Below are 22,568 nucleotides of genomic sequence, written 5' to 3'. Positions count from 1 at the left end.
CACGACGGCCACGGTGGCCGTCTTTCACTACAAGGACGCCGGGCCGTCCGCGTTCGTGACACGCCCGCGCAGTTTTTCCGGATTGAGCACGCTGTACACGTTGGCGATGCGGCCCTCGGCCACCTCGATGGTGGTCACCGAGTGCAGCTGGTCGCCGAGGAAGCGCAGGATCGCCGGCTCGCCATTGACCCAGCCCAGCTGGGCGGTGTGGCCCAGGCCGCGGCGCGCGATGGCCCAGAACAGGCGGCCGATGCGTTCGGCGCCCAGCAGCGGGCGCACCGCCGCGGTGACCACGCCGCCGCCATCGGACACCAGCCGTGCGTTGGCATGCAGCAGCGCCTGGATGGCCTCGCTGTCGCCACGCTGGGTGGCGTCCATGAAGCGCGCCAGCAGCTGCCGGTGCTGGCCGGTATCGGCGTTGAAGCGCGGCCGGCCCGCCTGCAGGCGCTGCTTCGCCCGGTGCACCAGCTGGCGGCAGTTGGCCTCGCTCAGGCCGAGCAGCGCGGCGATCTGCCGGTAGTCGTGGTCGAAGGCCTCCTTCAGCAGGAAGGCGGCGCGTTCCTCCGGGCCCAGCTGCTCCAGCAGGGTCAGGAAGGCCACCGAGACCTCGTCGGCGCGGGCATGGGCCACGGCCGGGTCGCTGGCCGGTTCTGCCGCCAGGCTGATCTCCAGCGGTTCAGCCAGCCACGGGCCGACGTAGTGGACCCGCTCGCGCCGGGCCGCGCGCAGCCGGTCCAGCCCCAGCCGGGTGGTGGTGGTGACCAGCCAGGCCTCGGGGTCGCGCACGGCGGCCGGATCGGCGCCGGACCAGCGCAGCCAGGCATCCTGGACCACGTCCTCGGCATCGCTGCGGCTGCCCAGCAGGCGGTAGGCCAGCGCCATCAGGCGCGGGCGGTGGGTCTGGAAGGCGGATTCAGTGTTCATGTCGACCAGGACGCCGGGGAGGGGGCAAGCGTGACAGGTGGGTGGGGTCAGAGCCCCCTGCAGGGGATCCGACCCCATGATTGTGATCCTGCGGGCGGGGGAGGGGGTAAAATGGGGGATTACCCCCCGCCAGCCTCGAGCAAGCGAGCAAGCCGTGACATCGATCAAGCAGGAAGACCTCATCCAGTCCATCGCCGACGCGCTGCAGTACATCTCGTACTACCACCCGGTCGACTACATCAAGAACCTCGCCGCCGCCTACGAGCGCGAGGAGTCGCCGGCCGCGAAGGAAGCGATGGCCCAGATCCTGATCAATTCGCGGATGTGCGCCGAAGGCCACCGTCCGATCTGCCAGGACACCGGCATCGTCACCGTGTTCCTGGAAATCGGCATGGACGTGCGCTGGGACGACGCGACCATGGGCGTGGAAGACATGGCCAACGAAGGCGTGCGCCGCGCCTACCTGCACCCGGACAACAAGCTGCGCGCCTCGGTGCTGGCTGATCCGGCCGGCAAGCGCGTCAACACCAAGGACAACACCCCGGGCGTGGTCAACGTCAAGGTGGTGCCGGGCAACACCGTCGACGTCATCGTCGCCGCCAAGGGCGGTGGTTCGGAAGCCAAGACCAAGTTCGCCATGCTCAACCCGTCCGACTCGATCGTCGACTGGGTGCTGAAGACCGTGCCGACCATGGGCGCCGGTTGGTGCCCGCCGGGCATGCTCGGCATCGGCATCGGTGGTACCGCTGAAAAGGCGATGCTGCTGGCCAAGGAAGCGCTGATGGAGCCGATCGACATCACCGATCTGCAGGCCCGTGGTGCATCCAACCGCATCGAAGAGCTGCGCCTGGAGCTGTACGAGAAGGTCAACGCGCTGGGCATCGGCGCGCAGGGCCTGGGTGGCCTGACCACCGTGCTCGACATCAAGATCAACGATTACCCGACCCACGCGGCCAACCTGCCGGTGGCGATGATCCCGAACTGCGCGGCGACCCGCCATGCGCACTTCACCCTGGATGGCAGCGGCCCGGTGATGCTGGACCCGCCGTCGCTGGAAGACTGGCCGAAGCTGACCTACGACTCGTCCAAGGGCACCCGCGTGGACCTGGACACGATCACGCCGGAAGACGTGGCCAACTGGAAGCCGGGCCAGACCCTGCTGCTCAACGGCAAGCTGCTGACCGGCCGCGACGCCGCGCACAAGCGCATGGTCGACATGCTCAACAAGGGCGAGGAACTGCCGGTCGACCTGAAGGGTCGCTTCATCTACTACGTCGGCCCGGTCGATCCGGTGCGCGACGAAGTGGTGGGCCCGGCCGGCCCGACCACCGCCACCCGCATGGACAAGTTCACCGAGCAGGTGCTGGCACAGACCGGCCTGCTGGGCATGGTCGGCAAGGCCGAGCGCGGCCCGGCCGCCATCGAGGCGATCAAGAAGCACAAGTCGGCCTACCTGATGGCCGTCGGTGGTTCGGCCTACCTGGTGTCCAAGGCGATCAAGGCGGCCAAGGTCGTCGGCTTCGCCGACCTGGGCATGGAGGCGATCTACGAGTTCACCGTGCAGGACATGCCGGTGACCGTGGCAGTCGATTCCACCGGCGAATCGGTGCACAAGACCGGCCCGCGCGAATGGCAGGCCCGCATCGGCAAGATTCCGGTGGTGGTGGAGTAAGCCCACCGGTTGCAGGGAAACGGCGCCGCAGGGCGCCGTTTTTCGTTTGACGCCGCACGAAGGTCGGCGCTGCTAGGCTTCGCTGGGTTTTCTGATGTATTGAACAGGGAGTGTCCAATGTCATTGTTTCGATGCCTTGCGCTGTTGTGTGTTGTTTCCCTTGCCGCCTGCAGCAGCAGCGGCGATCTGTACGACGGTGCACCCGGCAACAACGCCAGCGCGCAGTGCGTGATGGCGTGCCAGCAGTACCGCAATGCCTGCCTGGCCCGTTCGGACTCGGACCGTCGCTCGACCTGCGATGCGCAGGCGGCGAGCAAGTGCGACCGGATCAAGGATGACGAGATGCGCCGCTCCTGCATGTCGCAGGCACAGGCCTGCATGGACCAGTCGCCGTTGATCAGCTGCAGCCAGGACGCCGACAGCTGCATGGCGTCGTGCGGCGGTGGCTGAGCCGTTGGGCGCATAATCGGCGCTTCCCGCAACCGGAGTCGTCGCATGCGCACTACGCTGTATGGGTCTGTCAGCACCGCCTCGCTGGTGGTGCACTGGCTGCTGATCGAACTGGGCATCGAGCACGAACTGGTGCTGCTGGATTTCGACCGGCGCGAGCACAAGTCGGCGCAATACCTGGCGCTGAACCCGGCGGGCGTGGTGCCGACGCTGATGATCGATGGCCAGGTGCTGACCGAAGCGGCCGCCATCGCGCTGTACCTGGCCGATCGCCACCCCGAGGCCGGTCTGCTGCCGGCAGTGGGTACGCCCGCACGCGGCGAGGCGTATCGCTGGATGTTCTGGTGCGCCAACACCCTGCAGCCCGCCTACCGCGCGTGGTTCTACCCGCATGAAGCGGCCGGCGAAGCGAATGTCGCCGCCACCCAGGCGATGGCCCGGCAACGCCTGGAGGCCGCCTGGCAGCAGATGGCCGCACACCTGCAGACGCAGGGGCCGTATGTGCTGGGCGAGGCGCCCAGCGTGGTCGATTTCATGCTGCTGATGCTGATGCGCTGGTCGCGCAACATGCCCACGCCCACCGACACCCTGCCGGTGCTGAAGATCTACGCGCAGCGGATGAAGGCACGCCCGTCGTTCGCCGAGACCTACCGCCGCGAAGGCATCACCGACTGGCGGTAAGCCGTTCTGTAGAGCCGAGCCATGCTCGGCTTCACTCATGGGTAGCCCGCCAACAGCAGCCGAGCATGGCTCGGCTCTACCCAAGCGGGGCGGGTTACAGGAGTTCCTGCACCAACTCCGGCGGGCGGCACAGGCGCGTGCCCTTGGGGGTGCGCACGATCGGGCGATTGATCAGCCGCGGATGCTCGGCCATCGCAGCCAGCAGGGTGGCTTCATCGGCACCGGCCAGGCCGAGTTCGGCGAACTGCGGCTCCTTGCTGCGCACCAGGTCGGTGGCGGCAAGGCCGGATTCGGCCAGCACCTGGCGCAGGGTGGCCACGTCAGGGGGGGTGCCCAGATAGTCGACCACCACCGGCTCGATCCCGGCTTCGCGGATCAGCGCCAGCGCGCCGCGCGAATTGCTGCAGGCCGGGTTGTGCCAGATCGTCACCGTCATCAGAACCACTCCAGCAGCGACACGCCCACGCCCACGTAGGTGGCCTTGTGGTTGTAGTCGATCATGCTTTCGCCGTAGCCATCGAACACCTGGATATGGCCGCGCAGCAGGTTGCTGATCGGGAAGCCGTAATCGAGCTGCAGCGCGCCGTGCGAGCGGTCGCCGGTGCGCAGCGAATGGCGCGCCATCAACGCGATTTCATGGCCGTTGCGGTTCCAGATCAGGGTCGCGTCGCCGCGGCCCATGTAATCCTCGATGTCCGGATTGTTGTCATCGCTGCGGGTCTCCGGGATGCGGTACCAGGGACGCAGCACCAGCGCCCAGTTCTCGCGGTCCAGGCCGATGTTGAGCATCACCCGGTTCCAGCTGCGCGACAGCGGGTCAGGGCGGCCGTTGGACTGGTGGTTGAGGCTGATCCCGGTCATGCGCCCGCGCCAGCCACCGATCGAGTAGCCGTTGCGGAACACCATCATCACTTCCGGCTCGTAATTGGTTTCGCGGAACGGGCGCGAGTTCTCGGCGTTGTAGGCCTGCCAGCGCGAGCTCTGGGTGTAGCCGGCCCAGATGTCACCGTTGTCGCCGAACAGGTTCTCGGCGATCTTGGTCTTGAAGCTGATCTGGAACTTCAGCTCGGTGCTGTCCAGCACCTGCGGCGTGGTCACGCTGTTGGCCGGGTTCGGCGACTGCGGCATCTGGTTCTTGTCGCTGGTCCAGAAGGCGGGCAACAGGTAGACCGGCTTGTAGGCGCGCAGCTGGAACGGGCCCAGCTTGGAGTCCTCGGCCAGCTCCCAGCGGCTGTCCAGCAGCGAGCCGCGGCCGGCATTGGCCAGGGCGCTGTCGTCCGGTGCCGGACGGAAGATGTCGCCTACGCGTGCGCGCAGGTTCTCTTCGCCCTGGCTGAGGCGAGTGGCGCGACGCTGGTCGCGCAGGCTCTGTGCGGCCTGCTGGGCGGCGGCGTCGGCCTCGGCGGTGGCCTGGGCGTTGTGGCCGAACAGACGGTCATAGCAGGCCAGGCGCGCGGCGTCACTGTCGACGGCGGCGCAGCCAGCCGGCGTAGCGGTGGGAGTGGGCGCGATTTCCTGCGCGGCCAGCGGCGCACTGGCCAGGGCCAGCGCCAGCGGCGCGAAGCGGGGGAGCAGCGTGGGGAGGGTCATTGCAGCAGGCCCTTCAGAGGATGAATACGGGAAGACACACAGTGTGGCGGCTGCCCGCGGCAACGGCCAGCCCCTCGAGTTATGCCCGGCGCGGGCGTGCGCATGGCGTGAAGGCGGCGGCCTCACAGGAACCAGGCGAAGGCGAACAGGCCCAGCATGGCGATCACCACGGCCAGCTTCAGCGCAAGGCCGAGCAGGATGCCCAGCCACGTGGCCAGGCCGACCTTGGTCGAGCGCCCCAGCTCGCGGGTATGCCAGTACTCGCCCAGCAGGGCACCCAGCAGTGGGCCGGCGAACAGCCCGATCGGCATGAAGAACAGGCCGACGATGCTGCCGATGAAGGTGCCCCAGAGTGCCTTGCGACTGGCCCCGACCCGCTGCGCGCCCACCACCGTGGACAGCACGTCGGCCACCAGGGACAGCGCGGTGAGGACACCGAGGGCCACCAGCGTGGGCCAGCCGACATGGGCAAAGCCGTCAGCCCATGCCGCTAGCAGCAGGCCGACGAACACCAGTGGCACCCCGGGCAGGGCCGGCAGGATCACTCCGGCGATGCCGATCAGGACGAAAATGACCGCTAGCAGATACAAGATGAATGAGAGGTCCATGCTGTCCCGTATGGTTGTCTTTTTGGGGTTGACACTTTGATATTTTGGCAGTTGCTTTTTCGTTTTGCTCGGGTTAAGTTGCAGTCGCTGAGCTTGGCAAGGTCACCGTGGATCGTGGCCTGATGAAGCAAGATCTAACCGATCCGCTGCATCGTTGCACCTCGCTTCCCCCTTGCTTGTCAGCCGCCCAACAGGCGTTTCCAACAACAAGAGAGTCACCAGGGAGTGAGTGAGATGGCTGATCGCGAGACCGGTACCGTAAAGTGGTTCAACGATGCAAAGGGCTTCGGCTTCATCAGCCGTGAAAACGGCGAGGACGTGTTCGTGCATTTCCGTGCCATCCAGACCCAGGGCTTCAAGAGCCTGAAGGAAGGCCAGAAGGTTACCTTCACCGTCGTGCAGGGCCAGAAGGGCCTGCAGGCTGATGCCGTAGAGCCGGTCTGACGACCCGCCTGCAATGCATCGCACGAAAAAGGCCCGCGCAAGCGGGCCTTTTTCGTTGCCACCGTCGGCTGCTGCTGGATCAGCGCAGGACGACGCGGCCGTTGACGACGCGGACGTAGGTGTTTTCGCGGATACCGGCCAGGTCGCGCTGGTTGACTACGATGGTGCGGCCATCGTCCATGCGCACGGTGATGTCGTAGGTATCGCTGGTCACGTTCTTCTGGATCTGGTTGCCGGCGAGGGCACCACCCACCGCGCCTGCGGCGGCGGCGACGTTCTTGTTGCCGCGGCTGCCGCCGGTGTGGTCGGAGATCTCATGGCCGGCCACGGCACCGACGATGCCGCCAAGGATGGCGCCGGTCGCGCTGGGCGCGGTACGGCCAGAAGCCACGGTGTTGATGCGGGTCACGATGCCGCAGTCGGCGCAACGGTTCTGGTTGTAGCCGTTGTTGTTGCCGTAGCCACCATTGTTGTAGCCACCGTTGTTGTAACCACCGCCGCCGTAACCGGGCGAGGTGGCGCAGCCGGCCAGGGCGAGCGTAGCAATGACACTGGCGGCGATGAGCTTGATCTTCATGGGGCGTCTCCTGGCCGTGAAGGCGGGTGGAAGGGTGGTACTGCGTGATGCAGCAGGGTGATCGAATCGTCCACTTTTCAACGTGAACAAGGTGCCAATCACGCCAGCCTTCCCCAGCTGGAAGATGAATCAGCGGAAGTCCTGGTGGCAGGCCCGGCAGTCGTCCTGCACGGTCTGCACCACCTTGGTCAGCGCTGCGCAGTCACTGGGCGGGGCGGCCAGCGCCGCGTTGAGGTCCGCCCGGTACTGGCTGGCATGCTGCTGGAAGCGCGCATCGTCCTTCAGCTTGGGAAACGCCAGGTCCAGGTCGTTGGACAGCAGCCGCAGCGACTGCAGGCGCGGCTGGCTGTCGGCCAGGCTGCAGCGGTTCTGCTGCTGGGCCTGCTGTAGCAGCTCCGCCTGCCGCTGCATCACGTGCATCAGGCTGTGCGGGAAGGGATCGCGACCGGCCTGCAGGGCGCGGCCGACCATGACCGTGGCGACCAGGCCGATCAGCAGGCCGAGCACGAGCACGAACAAATAGCGCTGGGCGCTGGAAGGACGACGGGACGGGCTGGCGTTCATGCGGGCTCCTCCATGGGTGATGCGCGGGCGTGCAACGGTGGGTTCGATGGCGGCCCGCTATGGCCGCCGCTGCCTGCACGTTAAAATAGCCGCATGAACGAACAGGTCAAACAACGCTTCGCCGGCATCGAACGGCTGTATGGCGTAGGTGCGCTCGAGCGCCTGCAGGGCAGCCGCGTGGCGGTGGTGGGCATGGGCGGCGTCGGCTCGTGGGTGGTGGAGGCGCTGGCCCGTTCGGCCGTCGGCCACCTGACCCTGATCGATGCCGATGACATCTGCGTGTCCAACACCAACCGGCAGCTGCCGGCGATGGAGGGCAACTACGGCCGCAACAAGTCCGAGGCGATGGCCGAGCGCTGCCGCGCGATCAACCCGCAGATCGACGTCGATGCCGTGCAGGCGTTCCTGACCACCGCCAACATGGCCGAACTGCTGGACCGTGGCTTCGACCTGGTCATCGATGCCTGCGACAGCTTCCGGGTGAAGGTGGAGACCATCGCCTGGTGCCGCCGCCGCAAGCTGCCGCTGCTGACCGTGGGCGCTGCCGGCGGCCGTACCGACCCGACCTTGGTGCGCATCCGCGACGTCTCGCGTACCGAGCACGACGCGATGCTGGCGCTGATCCGCAAGAAGCTGCGCAGCGAGTTCAACTTCCCGAAGAACGCCAAGCGCTATTTCGGCGTACCGGCGGTGTATTCGCTGGAAAACGTGAAGTACCCGCAGGCCGATGGCAGCGTCTGCGGCCTGCGCCCGAACCTGGGCGCCGATGCCGCGTTGAAGCTGGACTGCGGCGCCGGGCTGGGCGCGGCCACGCACATCACCGGTGCGTTTGCATTCGCCGCGGTCGGCAAGGCGCTGGAAATGCTGCTGGAGCCGAAGAAGGTCAAGGCCGAAGCCGCCGAGGTTTGACCGGTAGCGCCGGGCCATGCCCGGCGAAACGGCGATCAGGCGGCCGGCAGCGCGAACAGCCGCCGGGCGTTTTCGCTGGTGGCCGCTGCCACGGTCTCCACGTCGGTACCGCGCAGCGCGGCCACGTGGCGGGCGATCACCGACAGTCGTGCCGGTTCATTGCGCTGGCCGCGGATGCCCGCGTCGGGCTGGTCCGGCGCGTCGGTTTCCAGCAGCAGCTGCTCCAGCGGCATCTCGCGCACCAGGCGCTGCAGGCGCTGCGCTCGTTCGTAGGTCAGCGGTCCACCCAGGCCGAGCAGGAAGCCCAGCTTGTCCAGCTGCGCGGCCTGCTCCGGGCTGCCGGGAAAGCTGTGGACCACGCCGCGCAGGCCGCCGATGCGGCGGATCGCGGCGATCACCGCGTCCACCGCGCGGCGCGCATGCACGATCACCGGCAGGTCGAAGTCGCGTGCCAGCTTCAGCTGGCCAATGAAATAGTCCTGCTGCGCCTCGGCATCCAGTCCTTCGACGAAGAAATCCAGGCCGCACTCGCCGATCGCGCAGGGACGCTCGCGCTCGACCCACTCGCGCAGCTGGCCCAGGTGCTCGGGACGGTGGTCGGCCAGGAATATCGGGTGCAGGCCATAGGCCGGGTACAGCCCCGGTGCCTGCTGGCAGACCTCGCGCAGCTTCGGCCAGCTGGCGGCGGTCACCGCCGGCACCACCTGGGCCTGTACGCCGGCCGCACGGGCGCGCTCGATCACCGCCGTGCGGTCGGGGTCGAACTCGCTGGCATCCAGGTGGCAATGGCTGTCGATCAGCATGTTCAGCGCTGTTCCAGGGGGGGCGGTGTCGCCGCGCTGCGGTTCTTCCAGTTGGCCAGCAGCAGGGTGCCCAGGCCCAGCATCAGTTCGTCCACGAACGGGATCGGGTCGGGGATGAACAGCGTCAGCGCGAACAGGCCGGCGGTCAGCTTGAACAGGGTGGGGTAGCGCAGCCGGCGTGCCCATTGCAGGACCGGCAGCAGCATCGGGTTGGCCATGGCGGGGCTCCTCGGGGGCGTGCTGCAAACGCTACCACGGGCCCTGCATTTCCCGATGCTGAATGGGTTACGGCCATGAGTACGAAATGTGGAGATTCCGTTCAGGCAGCGCATGTTGCAATCTGCATCGAGAACGTTGCGGACGGTCCGCAGGGAGCAGGTCATGAAAAGCACAACTACAACTGTCCTGGTCGCAGCAGGCGCGCTGCTGGTGGGTGGCATCGCAACCGCCGCCTTCATGAAGAGTGGTGACAAGGCCCCGGATGCACTGGGCGCCGCGAATCCTTCCGAGTCGCGACTGGTCGATGGCAGCGCTGCCGATGATGGCGCGCGCGGCGACGCGGTCGATGCCTCGGCACCGCGCGGCCTGGAATACGCCGATGTGCTGAAGGTCGACCCGCTGACCGAGAAGCAGAAGGCCTATGCGACGGTCATCGGCACCGAGCCGGTGCGCGAGACCTCCACCACCCAGACCCCGCATGAAGTCTGCGAGGACGTCGTGGTGCAGGAGCGCCTGCCCGAGCGTGATGGCAACGTCGGCGGCACCGTGGTCGGCGCCGTGGTCGGTGGCCTGCTCGGCAACCAGGTGGGCGGCGGCAACGGCAAGAAGGCTGCCACTGCAGCCGGCGCCGTGGCCGGTGGCTTCATCGGCAACCAGGTGGACAAGCGCCACGTCGGTGGCCGCGTGGTCAACCGCACCGAGCGCCAGTGCCACACTGAAACGGCGACCTCCGAGTCGAGCCGCGTGACCGGTTACAACGTGACCTACCGCAACGAGGACGGCACCACCGGCACCATGCGCATGGCCAGCAAGCCGGGCACGCGCATCGCCATGGGCACCAACGATGTGGTCAAGGGCTACAACGTGACCTACCGCTATGACGGCGCCGAGAAGACCGTGCGCATGGACAACAAGCCGGCCAGCGACCGCCTGCCGGTGGTGGATGGCCAGCTGGTGACCCAGACCGCCGCGGCCGGCGACGCAGCGGCCAACCGCCAGTAACGCGGCAACGGAATGCTGTATCGGACGGGCCGGCCTTTGCCGGCCCGTTTCGTTTGCGTGCTGGATCCGATGGCGGGATCGGCGATGATGAGCGGCCACGGTACCCGGCGGGAGCCTGCATGAGCATCTTCGACCTGCGCATCGAAACCGAGCGCCTGATTCTGCGCCCACCGCAGGCGCAGGACCTGGAGCCCTACCTGGCGTTCTGCGCCGATGAAGAAGTGATGCGCAGCCTGGGCGGCGTGCAGCTGCCTTCGGTGGCCTGGCGCGGCTTCTGCAGCCTGGCCGGAGCCTGGCAGCTGTTCGGCTATTCGATGTTCAGCGTCATCGAGAAAGCCACCGGCGAATGGGTCGGCCGCATGGGCCCGTGGCAGCCGCTCGGCTGGCCCGGCCCCGAGGTCGGCTGGAGCATCTGCCGCGCGCGCTGGGGCCGTGGCTACGCCCCCGAAGCGGCGGTGGCCGCCATCGACTGGGCGTTCGACACGCTGGGCTGGGACGAGGTGATCCACACCATTGCCGATGACAACGAGAAGTCCAGGGCGGTGGCGCGCAAGCTGGGCAGCAGCCTGCTGCGCATGGGCCAGTTGCCGCCCCCCTACGAGGGGCCGCCGCTGCAGATCTGGGGGCAGTCGCGCGCGCAATGGCAGCAACGCCGGCGGTGATGCTGCACCCGCGCTTGGCATCGGCCGATGTGCTTGCCAGACTGCGTGCAGCCGGCCGTCGGCCGGGATGTCCTGGAGCAGGCAATGGTGGAAGAGCGCGTTCCGTTGACGGTGCATGGCATGTCGGTGTCGGGCAACTGCCACAAGGTGCGGATGCTGCTGGAGCAGCTCGGCAGCCGCTACCGCTGGGTGGAAGTGGACAGTGCGCATGGGCAGACTCATTCGCCTGAGTTCCTGGCTCTGAACCCGAATGCTAAGGTGCCGCTGATCGTGCGCGACGATGGCCGCGTACTGACCGAATCCAACGCGATCCTGTTCTGGCTGGCCGAAGGCACGCCCTACCTGCCGACCGATGGCTGGGAACGCGCGCAGGCACTGAGCTGGATGTTCTTCGAACAGTACAGCCACGAACCCTGCGTGGCCGTGGCGCGCTTCATCCGTGGCTGGACCGATGCCGATTCGCCGCGCCGGGCCGAACTGCCGCGCCTGCATGAGCGCGCCGCCACCGCGCTGGCGGTGATGGAGCAGCACCTGCGTCAGGCGCAGTGGTTCACCGGCAGCGGGTACGGCATCGCCGACATCGCGCTGTTTGCCTACACCGATGTTGCCGCCGATGGTGGCATCGACCTGCAGCCGTTCGTGGAAGTGCGTGCATGGCTGCAGCGGGTGCGCGAGCAGCCACGGTTCGTGGCGATGCCGGCGGTTACGCCCGAGGTACGCGCGCGGTTGGACGCACGCGGGTAGCGTCCAACCCGGCACGGTAGCGCCGGGCCACGCCCGGCGGAACGCAACAACGACACGGAGGGTGTTCGATGTTTGCTGTGGTTCCCGATCCGATCCCCGCACGCATGCGCGTGCTCAACCGCGCCGAAGTGTGCGACGTCAATTTCCTCGAGGCGGTGCGCGCCTGGCGTGGGCTGCCGCGCCCGAAGCCGGCGCCGGATGCGCCGATCCTGCCGGGCAGCACGCTGACCGCAGCGGCGTTCGCCGAGCTGTTCGATTCGCAGCTGGCCAGCCGCCAGCTGGACCTGATGGCGCGCGTGCTGCGCGTGCAGAACAAGGTCTTCTACACCATCGGGTCGTCCGGCCACGAAGGCAACGCGCTGCTGGCGCGGGCCTGCCGGCATACTGATCCGGCGTTCCTGCATTACCGCTCCGGCGCCTTCATGGCCGAGCGCGCGCGGCAGGTGCCGGGCCTGGATCCGTTGCGTGACGCGGCACTGTCCTTCGCCGCCAGCGCCGACGACCCGGCCAGCGGTGGCCGCCACAAGGTGTGGGGCAGCCGCCCGCTGTGGGTGCTGCCGCAGACCTCGACCATCGCCTCGCACCTGCCCAAGGCGCTGGGCACCGCGCTGGCCATCGAGAGCGGCAAGCGCCTGGGCCAGCCGCTGCCGATCCCTGCCGACAGCATCGTGCTGTGCTCCTTCGGCGATGCCTCGGCCAACCACGCTACCGCGCAGACCGCCTTCAATACCGCGATGTGGTCGGCCTACCAGAAGCTGCCCGCGCCGATCCTGTTCGTCTGCGAGGACAACGGCCTGGGTATTTCGGTGAAGACGCCGGAAGGCTGGATCGCCGAGCGCTTCAGCCGCCAGCCGGGGCTGGACTACTACTACGCCGATGGCCTGGACCTGGCGGCGGGACATGCGCAGGTGCAGGCGGCGGTGGAGCATTGCCGGCGCACCCGTCGACCGACCTTCCTGCACCTGCGTACCACGCGGCTGATGGGCCACGCCGGCACCGATTTCGAAGTGGAGTGGCGCGCGCTGGCCGACCTGTGCGCGGCCGAAGCCCAGGATCCCTTGCTGCGGTCGGCGCAGATCGCGCTGGAATCGGGCTGGATGGATGCTGCCGGCATCGAGGCTGCGTACGAGACCCTGCGCGTGCGCTGCCTGTCGGCGGCGGCCGACGCCGAAGCGCGGCCCAAGCTGCAGTCGCTGGATGAAGTGGTCGCGCCGCTGGCGCCGTACACGCCGGCGGCGGTGATGGCCGAGGCGCAGCGCCCGGTACCGGCCGAAGCGCGCGAGGCCCTGTACGGCGGAGCCGACGCGCTGCCCGAGCGGCAGCCGCCGCGGCACCTGGCCGTGCAGATCAACCACGGCCTGCAGGAACTGCTGTGCAAGTATCCGCAGGCGCTGCTGTTCGGCGAGGACGTGGCGCAGAAGGGCGGCGTCTACACCGTCACCAAGGACCTGCTGCGCCGCTTCGGGCCGCGCCGGGTGTTCAACACCCTGCTGGACGAGACGATGATCCTGGGCATGGCCCAGGGCCTGGCCAACATGGGCCTGCTGCCGATCCCGGAGATCCAGTACCTGGCTTACCTGCACAACGCGATCGACCAGCTGCGTGGCGAGGCCTGTTCGCTGCAGTTCTTCTCCAACGACCAGTTCCGCAACCCGATGCTGGTGCGGGTGGCCGGCCTGGGTTACCAGAAGGGCTTCGGCGGCCACTTCCACAACGACAACTCGATCACCGCGCTGCGCGACATTCCCGGCCTGGTGGTGGGCTGCCCGTCGCGCGGCGACGATGCGGTGATGATGTTGCGCACGCTGGCGGCGCTGGCCCGGGTGGACGGCCGGGTGGCGGTGTTCCTGGAACCGATCGCGCTGTACATGAGCAAGGACCTGCACGCGCCCGGCGATGGACAGTGGCTGTTCGACTACCCGGCGGCGGGGCAGGCGCTGGTGCTGGGCGAGGGCCGGGTCTATGCGCCCGACGCCGATGATCTGGTGGTGTTCACCTACGGCAACGGCGTGCCGATGGCGCTGCGCGCGGTGCCGGCCATCCAGGCGCAGACCGGCTGGCAGGTGCGGGTGGTGGACCTGCGCTGGCTGGTGCCGCTGGATGCCGGTTTCATCGCCGCCCAGGCCGCCACGGCGCGGCGGGTGCTGGTGCTGGACGAGGGCCGGCACAGCGGTGGGGTGGGCGAGGGCGTGGTCACCGCCCTGGTCGAGGCCGGCCATGGCCACCTGCCGCTGCGGCGGGTCTGCGGCGCCGATACCTACACGCCGCTGGCGGGGGCAGCAATGTTCGGGCTTCCAAGCGACAATGCGGTGATTGGCGCCGCCCTCGACCTGGCGCAGGAACCCTGATGCATGTGTGGATTGGCGGGAATGTTGTTGCCGGCGCCGCAGTCGCTGGACGAGGTGCTGCAGGCGCAGGCGCTGGCCATGGGGCAGGCGCTGCACCACCGCGGGCCGGATGACGGCGGCACCTGGGTCGACGCCAGCGCCGGCATCGCCTTGGCGCACCGCCGCCTGAGCATCCTCGACCTGTCACCGCTGGGCCACCAGCCGATGGCCTCGGCCGACGGCCGTTACGTGATGGCCTACAACGGCGAGGTCTACAACTTCGCCGCGCTGCGCGCCGAGCTGGAGCCGCTGGGCCATGCCTTCCGCGGCCATTCGGATACCGAGGTGCTGCTGGCCGCGATCCTGCAGTGGGGCGTCGAGGACACCCTGCAGCGCGCCAACGGCATGTTCGCCATCGCCCTCTGGGACCGCCACGAGCAGTGCCTGTACCTGGCCCGCGACCGGGTGGGCAAGAAGCCGCTGTACTACGGCTGGGCCGGCGACACCCTGGTGTTCGGTTCGGAGCTGAAGGCGCTGTGGCAGCACCCGGACTTCGACAACGACATCGACCGCGATGCGCTGACCCTGCTGCTGCGCCTGGATTACATCCCGGCCCCGCACAGCATCCACCAGCGCTGCTACAAGCTGATGCCGGGCCGCGTGCTGCGGCTGGATGCGGCGATGGTGGCCGCCGGTGCCGCCGCGCACCGCCCCGAGCAGGCCCAGCGCCCGTACTGGGATGCGCGCGCACGCATGCAGGCGGCACTGGCCGCACCGTTCCACGGCCGCATCGAGGAGGCCGAGGAACAGCTGGACGGCCTGCTGCGCGATGCCGTGGCGCTGCGCATGGTGGCCGACGTGCCGGTGGGCGTGTTCCTGTCCGGTGGCACCGATTCGTCGCTGGTGGCCGCGCTGATGCAGGCGCAGAGCACGCAGCCGGTGCACAGTTTCAGCATCGGCTTCAGCGCCTCGCACCATGACGAGGCGCCGCTGGCGAAAGAGCTGGCCGGCCACCTGGGTTGTGACCACACCGAGCTGTACGTGAGTGGCGCCGATGCACTGGCGGTGGTGCCGCAGCTGCCGGCGATGTTCGATGAGCCCTTCTCCGATGCCTCGCAGGTGCCGACCGCCCTGGTCGCGCGGCTGGCGCGGCAGGGCGTGACCGTGGCCCTGTCCGGTGATGGTGGCGACGAACTGTTCTTCGGCTACACCCGCTATGTGCGCGCGCTGCGCAACTGGCAGATGCTGGGCCGCGTGCCGGCGCCGCTGCGGCGCTGGATGGGCGCGCGTGCGCACCAGCAGGGCGAGGCGTCGCGCACCGGCGGCCTGGCCGCACTGCTGGCCGAGACCGGTGCGCGCGGCATCGGTGATGTCTACCGCAACCGCATCTCGCGCTGGCGCGACCCGGCGGCGGCGGTGATCGGTGCGCGCGAGGCCGGCAGCTTCTACGACCTGGCCGACCCGCTGCACGGTGCCGGCACCCCGGCCGACGCGATGATGCTGGCCGACTTCGTCAGCTACCTGCCCGACGACCTGCTGTGCAAGGTCGACCGCACCTCGATGGCGGTCAGCCTGGAGGCACGGGCGCCGCTGCTGGACTGGCGCGTGGCTGAATTTGCCTGGTCGCTGCCGCTGGACTTCAAGCGCAGTGAGGACACCAGCAAGGTGCTGCTCAAGCGCGTGCTCGGCCGCTACGTGCCGCAGTCGATGGTGCACCGCCCCAAGCGCGGTTTCGGTGCGCCGGTGAGTGAATGGCTGAAGGGCGACCTGCGGCCGTGGGCCGATGACCTGCTGCAGCCGGCGCGGCTGGAACGCGAAGGCGTGCTGTCGGCGGCCGCCGTGCAGCCGCTGTGGCAGCAGTTCCTGGGCGGCCAGCGCAAGTGGCATACCCACCTGTGGAACGTGCTGATGTTCCAGGCCTGGCAGGACCACTGGCGGCAGGTGCGGGCGGGCGTGGCACGCGGCTGATCTTCACCGGGGCGCATCGGGCCGGCCGCTAGGCTGGCCCTTTCCCCCGTCAGGAGTGTGTCGCCATGCCTGTTCCCACCATCGCGGTCTTCGTTGGCAGCCTGCGCAAGGAATCCTGCAACCGCAGGCTCGCGCTGGCCCTGGAAAAGCTGGCCGGCGATCGCGCGCGTTTCACGTACGTGCGCATCGACGATCTGCCGCTGTACAACCAGGATTTCGACTGCAGCTACCCGGCGCAGGGCACGCGGCTGAAGGACGAGGTACGCGGTGCCGACGCGGTGCTGTTCGTCACCCCGGAATACAACCGCTCGGTGCCCGGCGTGCTGAAGAACGCCATCGACATCGGCTCGCGGCCGTATGGTGACAGCGCCTTCGCTGGCAAGCCGGCGGCGGTGATCGGCGCGTCCATCGGCCAGATCGGCACGGCGGTGGCCCAGCAGCACCTGCGCAACAGCCTGGCGTTCCTGGACATGCACGTGCTCGGCCAGCCGGAGGCGTTCATCCACTTCAAGGATGAGCTGATCGGCGCCGACGGCACGATCCACAACGAAGGCACGCATAAGTTCCTGCAGGGCTATGTGGACCGCTTCCTGAAGCTGATCGCGGTGCATGCCAAAGGGGACTGACGCTGCATTCGGGGTCAGAGCCCTCTGCTGCGCAGAGGGATCCGACCCCTCTCTGCCGGGGTCGGATCCCATCGCGCAGCGGCGGGCTCTGACCCCATGCGATAATGGGTCTCCATAGGCCGGGCAGGCACGTCGCACAGCGGCGGATATCCCCCGTTCGTCCACGGCTTATCCACAGGCTTGTCCATGGCCGCCGGGGTCGGCGCACGCCTACACTCGCCTGGCCCACTTTCGCAGGAAACACCGCAGCATGTCCGCCCGTTCCGGCTTCCGTTCCAACCGCAAAGAGCGCGGCGATGGCTTCGACCGCGATCGCGACGAATCGCGCATCGACCAGCTGCGCGTGCCGCCGCACTCGGTGGAAGCCGAACAGGCGGTGCTGGGTGGCCTGATGCTGGCCCCGGAAGCCTACGACCGGGTCAACGACCAGCTGACCGAGACCGATTTCTATCGCCGCGATCACCAGATGATCTACCGGGCGATCCGCGAGCTGTCCGAGCGCGAGCGTCCGTTCGATGCGGTGACTCTGGGCGAGTGGTTCGAATCGCAGGGCAAGATGGAGCTGGTCGGCGATGGCGCCTACCTGATCGAGCTGGCCAGCACCACGCCGTCGGCGGCCAACATCGTGGCCTACGCCGAGATCGTGCGTGACAAGGCGGTGCTGCGGCAACTGATCCAGGTCGGCACCGACATCGTCAACGACGGCTTCCAGCCCGAAGGCCGTGACAGCAGCGAACTGCTGGCCTCGGCCGAAAAGAGCGTGTTCGCCATCGCCGAGCAGGGCGCGCGTGGCCGCACTGACTTCGTGGCCATGCCCGGCGCGCTGAAGGATGCGTTCGAAGAGCTGCGCAACCGCTTCGAGAACGGCGGCAACATCACCGGCCTGCCGACCGGCTATACCGATTTCGATGCGATGACCGCCGGCCTGCAGCCGACCGACCTGATCATCCTCGCCGCGCGTCCGGCGATGGGCAAGACCACCTTCGCGCTGAACATCGCCGAGTATGCGGCGATCAAGTCGAAGAAGGGCGTGGCCGTGTTCTCGATGGAAATGTCCGCATCGCAGCTGGCGATGCGCCTGATTTCCTCCAACGGCCGCATCAACGCCTCGCGCCTGCGTACCGGCCAGCTGGAAGACGAGGACTGGAGCCGCGTCACCAGCGCGATCAAGATGCTGAAGGAAACCAAGATCTTCATCGACGATACGCCGGGCGTGTCGCCGGAGATCCTGCGTTCCAAGTGCCGCCGCCTGAAGCGCGAGCACGACCTGGGCCTGATCGTGATCGACTACCTGCAGCTGATGAGCGTGCCGGGCAACAGCGAAAACCGCGCGACCGAAATCTCGGAGATCTCGCGATCGCTGAAGGGCCTGGCCAAGGAACTGAACGTGCCGGTGATCGCGCTCTCGCAGCTGAACCGATCGCTGGAAACGCGTACCGACAAGCGCCCGGTGATGGCCGACCTTCGCGAATCGGGCGCAATCGAGCAGGATGCGGACATGATCGTCTTCATCTACCGCGACGATTACTACAACAAGGAAAATTCGCCGGACAAGGGCCTGGCCGAGATCATCATCGGCAAGCACCGTGGTGGCCCCACCGGTTCGTGCAAGCTGAAGTTCTTCGGCGAATACACCCGCTTCGACAACCTGTCGCACGATTCGGGCGGTGGGTTCGAGTAAGGCCCGCGGCGTTAGGGTAGCGCCGGGCCATGCCGGGCGGCACGGTAGTCAACAGATGGCAGACGCCGCTGCCTTCGTCGCTCGCAACACCCCGCGCATGCTGCGTGTAAATGACATGTAACGCGCCGCTTCTACGATTCCGCCGCTGCTGCTCTTCGACGCCGCCTTTCGGTGTCCAGCGTGCCCAAGGAATCCGCCTCCATGTCGTCCCATGCTCCGCTCCGCCGCAACCTGCTTGCCCTGCTGGTCTGTGCATCGCTGCCGTCGCTTGCTTCGGCTGAAACCGCGCCTGACACCGGAACGCCGTCGGCCACGACCCTCGATTCGGTCTCGGTGATCGGCCGGGGCGAGGCCCGCCAGGTGCAGCGTGTCACCGCGGAGGACATGAAGGTGCTGCCGCCGGGCGCCAACCCGCTGAAGCTGCTGGCCAGCAAGCCGGGCGTGCATTTCGAGTCGGCCGACGCCACCGGTGCCTATGAGTGGTCCACCAGCATCAGCCTGCGCGGCTTCAACCAGAACCGTCTCGGCTACACCCTCGATGGCATCCCGCTGGGCAACATGTCCTACGGCAACAGCAATGGCCTGCACATCAGCCGCGCCGTGATCAGCGAGAACCTGGGCGGCGCGGAAGTGTCCACCGGCATCGGCGCACTGGGTACGCCGTCCACCAGCAACCTGGGTGGCGTGTTCCAGTTCTATTCGATCGATCCGTCCACCGAGTACGGCGTGGTGCTGGCGCAGGGCTTCGGCAGCGACGGTGCGCGCCGCAGCTATGCGCGACTGGAGACGGGCGAGCACCAGGGCTTTGCCGCCTATCTGTCCGGCGCGTACTCCGAGGGCGACAAGTGGAAGGGCAAGGGATCGCAGGAGTCGAAGCAGTTCAATGGCAAGGCCACCTACCACTTCGGCGAGGACAGCCGGATCACCGCGCTGTTCAACGGATCGCGCCGGGTCGAGGCCGATTACCAGGATCTGTCGCTGGAGATGATCGATCGCCTCGGCTGGAACTGGGACAACTACGCGCCGGACTGGGATCGCGCGGTCGCGGCGGCGAACGGCCAGTACAGTGGCGGCGTCAACAGCCCATGGGACGCGTACTACTCCGGCCATGGCCTGCGCAATGACGACCTGTCCAGCATCGCTGGCGACTTCGGCCTCAACGAATCGATGCGGCTGAAGGTCAACGTCTACAACCACAGCAATCGCGGCCAGGGCCATTGGTTCAGCCCGTCCAATCCCTCCAACCCGGGTACCAGCCGGGAGATTCCGATCTCGATCCGCACCACCGAGTACGCGATCGACCGTACCGGCGTGACCTCTGCGTTCACCTGGAACGTCGGTGGCCATGAACTGGAAGCCGGCCTCTGGTACGAGGACAACGGCCATAGCGTGCAGCGCAACTTCTACTACATCGATGGCCCCATCACCGATGACTTCTTCCTGCGCAATCCCGACCAGCGCGTGTGGAACCAGCAGTACACCACCATCACCCGCCAGTTCTACGTGCAGGACCGCTTCCGCCTGTTCGATGGTCGCCTGACCATCGACATCGGCGCCAAGTCGCCGCACACCCGCACCAGCGTGCGTACGCCGCTGGGCAACTACGCGAACAACAGCAGCCTGACCGCGAAGAAGGGCCTCCTGCCGCAGGCCGGCTTCAACTTCAAGCTCAACGAAGGCAACGAGGTCTTCGGCTCGTTCGCAAAGAATGTCGCTGCCTATGCCCTGGGCGTCGGCAGCCCGTTCAACGTGCCGCAGGCCGACTTCGATGCCAGCGCAGGCAACCTGAAGCCGGAACAGTCGCGCACGATCGAGCTGGGCTGGCGCGGCTACGGCCGCGGCTATGAAGCGTCGGTCGCGGTATATGACGTGAAGTTCGACAACCGCCTGCTGGCGATCGCCCAGTGCGTGGGCATCCTTGGCTGCCCGGCACTGTTCTCCAACGTCGGCTCGGTCACCAGCCGCGGTGCCGAAGCCATGCTGCAGTTGAAGCCGATGCAGGACCTGGCCTGGTCCAATGCGTTGTCGTGGAATGACAGCACCTACGACAACGATTACGTGAACAACGAGGTGGTGCCGACCCGCGGCAGGAAGACCGTCGACACGCCGGAATGGATGTTCTCCAGCACGCTCGCCTGGACCCCGGGCCCGTGGGACATGCGCCTGTCGGCCAACCACGTCGGCAAGCGTTACGTGACCTACACCAATGATCTCTCGGTCCCCAGCTACTGGCTGGTCAATGCTTCGGTGGCCTACGACTTCGGTGCGATGGGCCCGGCGCAGAACCTGACGGTCGCACTGAACCTGACCAACCTGACCGACAAGCGTTACCTGTCGTCCATCAACACCAATGGCACCTACGCCAGTGACCCGACCCGCAGCCTGGCCACCATGCAGGTTGGCGCGCCGCGTCAGGTGATGGCGACTGCGACCGTCCGTTTCTGATGCGCGCACCTGTCGATCCGGAAACCCGTCGCCGCCTGCTGCGCCTGGCGTGGCAGGGCACGGGGGCGGCGGTCGCACTGGCCGCGATGCCGGGGCTGGCTGCGGCCGGTCCGCGGCCGCGGCTGGGAAGCGATCCGTTCACGCTGGGCGTCGCTGCCGGCGATCCGGATCCGCAGGGCGCGGTGCTGTGGACGCGGTTGGCACCGGACCCGCTCAATGGCGGTGGCATGCCCGCACGAGCGGTGCCGGTGCGCTGGTACGTGGCCGAAGACCCGGGCATGCGCCGGCTGGTGCAGCGTGGCGTTGCGGCTGCCGTACCGGAGTTGGCGCATTCGGTGCACGTGGAAGTCAACGGCCTGCGCCCGGGCCGTGACTACTACTACCGGTTCGCCTGCGATGGTGACGAGGAAAGCGCGGTCGGTCATTTCCGCACCGCGCCGCTGCCGGACACGCAGCTGCAGCAGCTGCGGCTGGCACTGTGCACCTGCCAGGCCTGGAACAGCGGTTACTACCCGGTGCTGCGCGATATCGCGCGCAGTGATGTCGATCTGGTGCTGCACGCCGGCGACTACCTGTACGAATACAGCCCGCTGCAGAATGCACGCGGGCGCACGTTGGATGCGGAGCGCTTCAGCGGCGAGACCGTCAGCCTGGAGCGGTACCGCGACCAGTACGCGCTGTACAAGCTCGACCCGGACCTGCAGGCGGCCCATGCTGCGCATGCCTTCGCGGTGATCTGGGATGACCACGAGGTGCAGAACGACTATTCCGGCATCCATCCGGAGAAGCCCGGCGTATCGACCGAGGCGTTTATCGTGCGGCGTGCGGCGGCCTACCGCGCGTTCTACGAACACCTGCCCATGCGCAGCACGCCGGCAGGCAATGGTGGCCTGCGCGTGCACCGGCGCCTGCGCTACGGTGATCTCGCACAGCTCAGCCTGCTCGATTGCCGCCAGTTCCGTCCCGCCAATCCCTGCGGGGTGGGCGAATCGGCGCGCTGCGAAGCCGCGCTGGACCCGCGCATGAGCATGCTCGGTGCCGGCCAGGAAGCCTGGTTCGCCCAGTCGATGGTGGCGGCACAGGGGCTGCGCTGGAACGTGGTGGTGCAGCAGTTGCTGATGGCCCAGCTGCAACTGGATGCGGGCACCCCGCGCGAGCGCTTCTGGAACGACGCCTGGGACGGCTATCCGCTTGCGCGCAACCGGCTGCTGCAGGCCCTGCAGACAGGCGGCACGGGCAACGCGATCGTGCTCGGCGGCGACTGGCACTCCACCTTTGTCAACGACCTGAAGCTGGATTTCAACGCGGCCAGCTCGCCGGTGGTCGCCACTGAATTCATCGCCCCGGCGATCAGCAGTGGTGGCGACGATACGCCGTATGGACCGTACTACGGACCGTCGATTCCGCAGAACCCGCACATCCGCTATTTCGACGGCGACCGCCGCGGCTGGTGGAAGCTGCAGCTGAACCGGCAGACCGTGGACGCCGAACTGCGCTTTGCCGACAGCGTGCTGCGTGCCGATGCCGAGGTGCGCACCGCAGCGCGCTTCCAGGTCATCCACGGCCGGCCGGGGGCCGTGCCGGTATAGGAGCCGGCCGGCGCTCAAGTTCGCCCGTGACCTGCCGTTACCTCACCGGTACCAGGGGGAAACATCACCGTCCATGACCCATC

At 67.7% G+C, this 22,568-nt stretch carries 22 protein-coding genes; 14 read left to right on the top strand and 8 right to left on the bottom strand.

The features are described 5' to 3' along the window. Positions 1-27: 27 nt before the first annotated feature. Positions 28-924 carry an RNA polymerase sigma-70 factor gene (locus ACVOK1_RS04120; protein WP_481561210.1) on the bottom strand — a complete coding sequence of 299 codons (897 nt, stop codon included), beginning with the start codon at positions 922-924 and terminating at the stop codon, positions 28-30. 154 nt (positions 925-1,078) lie between these two features. Here ACVOK1_RS04120 and ACVOK1_RS04115 point away from each other — a divergent pair, with 154 nt between their 5' ends. The 3 genes from ACVOK1_RS04115 to ACVOK1_RS04105 all read left to right on the top strand — a co-directional run bounded on the left by ACVOK1_RS04115 (position 1,079) and on the right by ACVOK1_RS04105 (position 3,727). Beyond that, positions 1,079-2,596 (top strand): fumarate hydratase, encoded by a 1,518-nt coding sequence (locus tag ACVOK1_RS04115; RefSeq protein ID WP_165835717.1) that lies wholly within the window; start codon positions 1,079-1,081, stop codon positions 2,594-2,596. Between the two features lie 117 nt (positions 2,597-2,713). Next, a complete protein-coding gene (locus ACVOK1_RS04110; RefSeq protein ID WP_133249421.1) occupies positions 2,714-3,046 on the top strand; it encodes a hypothetical protein in 333 nt (110 codons plus the stop codon). Between the two features lie 45 nt (positions 3,047-3,091). After that, the gene (locus tag ACVOK1_RS04105; RefSeq protein ID WP_481561209.1) at positions 3,092-3,727 is read left to right on the top strand and encodes a glutathione S-transferase family protein; all 636 of its coding nucleotides are present in this window, start codon (positions 3,092-3,094) and stop codon (positions 3,725-3,727) included. 94 nt (positions 3,728-3,821) lie between these two features. Here ACVOK1_RS04105 and arsC read toward each other — a convergent pair whose 3' ends face one another. From arsC to ACVOK1_RS04090, 3 genes are all read right to left on the bottom strand, one after another. After that, on the bottom strand, positions 3,822-4,163 hold the full coding sequence (arsC, locus tag ACVOK1_RS04100) for an arsenate reductase (glutaredoxin) (RefSeq protein ID WP_481561208.1): 342 nt from the start codon (positions 4,161-4,163) through the stop codon (positions 3,822-3,824). After that, positions 4,163-5,317 (bottom strand): phospholipase A, encoded by a 1,155-nt coding sequence (locus ACVOK1_RS04095; protein WP_481561207.1) that lies wholly within the window; start codon positions 5,315-5,317, stop codon positions 4,163-4,165. Before ACVOK1_RS04095 ends, arsC begins: the two co-directional genes overlap by 1 nt. Positions 5,318-5,439: 122 nt before the next feature. Beyond that, positions 5,440-5,925: a DUF456 domain-containing protein gene (locus ACVOK1_RS04090; protein ID WP_406235578.1), complete on the bottom strand. Its 486-nt coding sequence runs from the start codon at positions 5,923-5,925 to the stop codon at positions 5,440-5,442. Positions 5,926-6,159: 234 nt separating this feature from the next. Between ACVOK1_RS04090 and ACVOK1_RS04085 the strand changes: the two genes are divergently transcribed. Next, on the top strand, positions 6,160-6,369 hold the full coding sequence (locus tag ACVOK1_RS04085; protein ID WP_108769314.1) for a cold-shock protein: 210 nt from the start codon (positions 6,160-6,162) through the stop codon (positions 6,367-6,369). A gap of 79 nt (positions 6,370-6,448) precedes the next feature. Here the strand turns inward: ACVOK1_RS04085 and ACVOK1_RS04080 are convergent, their stop codons facing one another. Next, positions 6,449-6,946, bottom strand: a complete 498-nt coding sequence (locus tag ACVOK1_RS04080) for a glycine zipper 2TM domain-containing protein (protein ID WP_164073956.1) — start codon at positions 6,944-6,946, stop codon at positions 6,449-6,451. A gap of 129 nt (positions 6,947-7,075) precedes the next feature. Next, positions 7,076-7,510 (bottom strand): cytochrome c, encoded by a 435-nt coding sequence (locus tag ACVOK1_RS04075; protein ID WP_481561206.1) that lies wholly within the window; start codon positions 7,508-7,510, stop codon positions 7,076-7,078. Between the two features lie 93 nt (positions 7,511-7,603). On the opposite strand from ACVOK1_RS04075, the gene ACVOK1_RS04070 reads away from it, so the two are divergent. Further along, positions 7,604-8,419 (top strand): tRNA threonylcarbamoyladenosine dehydratase, encoded by an 816-nt coding sequence (locus ACVOK1_RS04070; RefSeq protein ID WP_108769311.1) that lies wholly within the window; start codon positions 7,604-7,606, stop codon positions 8,417-8,419. A 35-nt stretch (positions 8,420-8,454) separates the two neighbouring features. Here ACVOK1_RS04070 and ACVOK1_RS04065 read toward each other — a convergent pair whose 3' ends face one another. Together ACVOK1_RS04065 and ACVOK1_RS04060 are read right to left on the bottom strand one after the other, a co-directional pair. Further along, positions 8,455-9,228 (bottom strand): TatD family hydrolase, encoded by a 774-nt coding sequence (locus ACVOK1_RS04065; protein ID WP_481561228.1) that lies wholly within the window; start codon positions 9,226-9,228, stop codon positions 8,455-8,457. Further along, complete coding sequence (locus ACVOK1_RS04060; RefSeq protein WP_108770711.1) at positions 9,225-9,440, bottom strand: DUF6116 family protein; 216 nt, start codon at positions 9,438-9,440, stop codon at positions 9,225-9,227. The genes ACVOK1_RS04065 and ACVOK1_RS04060 overlap by 4 nt, the downstream gene beginning before the upstream one ends. A gap of 163 nt (positions 9,441-9,603) precedes the next feature. Between ACVOK1_RS04060 and ACVOK1_RS04055 the strand changes: the two genes are divergently transcribed. The 9 genes from ACVOK1_RS04055 (at position 9,604) to ACVOK1_RS04015 (ending at position 22,485) form a co-directional block, all read left to right on the top strand. Next, complete coding sequence (locus ACVOK1_RS04055; RefSeq protein ID WP_108769310.1) at positions 9,604-10,443, top strand: glycine zipper 2TM domain-containing protein; 840 nt, start codon at positions 9,604-9,606, stop codon at positions 10,441-10,443. Between the two features lie 119 nt (positions 10,444-10,562). Further along, the gene (locus ACVOK1_RS04050) at positions 10,563-11,105 is read left to right on the top strand and encodes a GNAT family N-acetyltransferase (RefSeq protein ID WP_481561205.1); all 543 of its coding nucleotides are present in this window, start codon (positions 10,563-10,565) and stop codon (positions 11,103-11,105) included. An 84-nt stretch (positions 11,106-11,189) separates the two neighbouring features. Then, positions 11,190-11,849, top strand: coding sequence for a glutathione S-transferase family protein (locus ACVOK1_RS04045; RefSeq protein ID WP_164073962.1), 660 nt, complete (start codon positions 11,190-11,192; stop codon positions 11,847-11,849). Positions 11,850-11,917: 68 nt separating this feature from the next. Further along, the gene (locus tag ACVOK1_RS04040; protein WP_108769307.1) at positions 11,918-14,197 is read left to right on the top strand and encodes a transketolase C-terminal domain-containing protein; all 2,280 of its coding nucleotides are present in this window, start codon (positions 11,918-11,920) and stop codon (positions 14,195-14,197) included. Between the two features lie 3 nt (positions 14,198-14,200). Then, positions 14,201-16,144: an asparagine synthase (glutamine-hydrolyzing) gene (asnB, locus tag ACVOK1_RS04035; protein WP_481561204.1), complete on the top strand. Its 1,944-nt coding sequence runs from the start codon at positions 14,201-14,203 to the stop codon at positions 16,142-16,144. Between the two features lie 65 nt (positions 16,145-16,209). After that, positions 16,210-16,770 carry an NADPH-dependent FMN reductase gene (locus ACVOK1_RS04030; RefSeq protein ID WP_481561203.1) on the top strand — a complete coding sequence of 187 codons (561 nt, stop codon included), beginning with the start codon at positions 16,210-16,212 and terminating at the stop codon, positions 16,768-16,770. A 250-nt stretch (positions 16,771-17,020) separates the two neighbouring features. Next, positions 17,021-18,451 carry a replicative DNA helicase gene (locus ACVOK1_RS04025; RefSeq protein ID WP_481561202.1) on the top strand — a complete coding sequence of 477 codons (1,431 nt, stop codon included), beginning with the start codon at positions 17,021-17,023 and terminating at the stop codon, positions 18,449-18,451. A gap of 201 nt (positions 18,452-18,652) precedes the next feature. After that, on the top strand, positions 18,653-20,896 hold the full coding sequence (locus ACVOK1_RS04020) for a TonB-dependent receptor family protein (protein WP_481561201.1): 2,244 nt from the start codon (positions 18,653-18,655) through the stop codon (positions 20,894-20,896). Then, positions 20,896-22,485: an alkaline phosphatase D family protein gene (locus tag ACVOK1_RS04015; RefSeq protein ID WP_481561200.1), complete on the top strand. Its 1,590-nt coding sequence runs from the start codon at positions 20,896-20,898 to the stop codon at positions 22,483-22,485. Before ACVOK1_RS04020 ends, ACVOK1_RS04015 begins: the two co-directional genes overlap by 1 nt. Positions 22,486-22,568 lie beyond the last annotated feature (83 nt).

It is taken from the genome of Stenotrophomonas sp. STEN087 (genome assembly GCF_056759115.1).
This window is presented reverse-complemented; position numbering and strand designations above follow the sequence as displayed.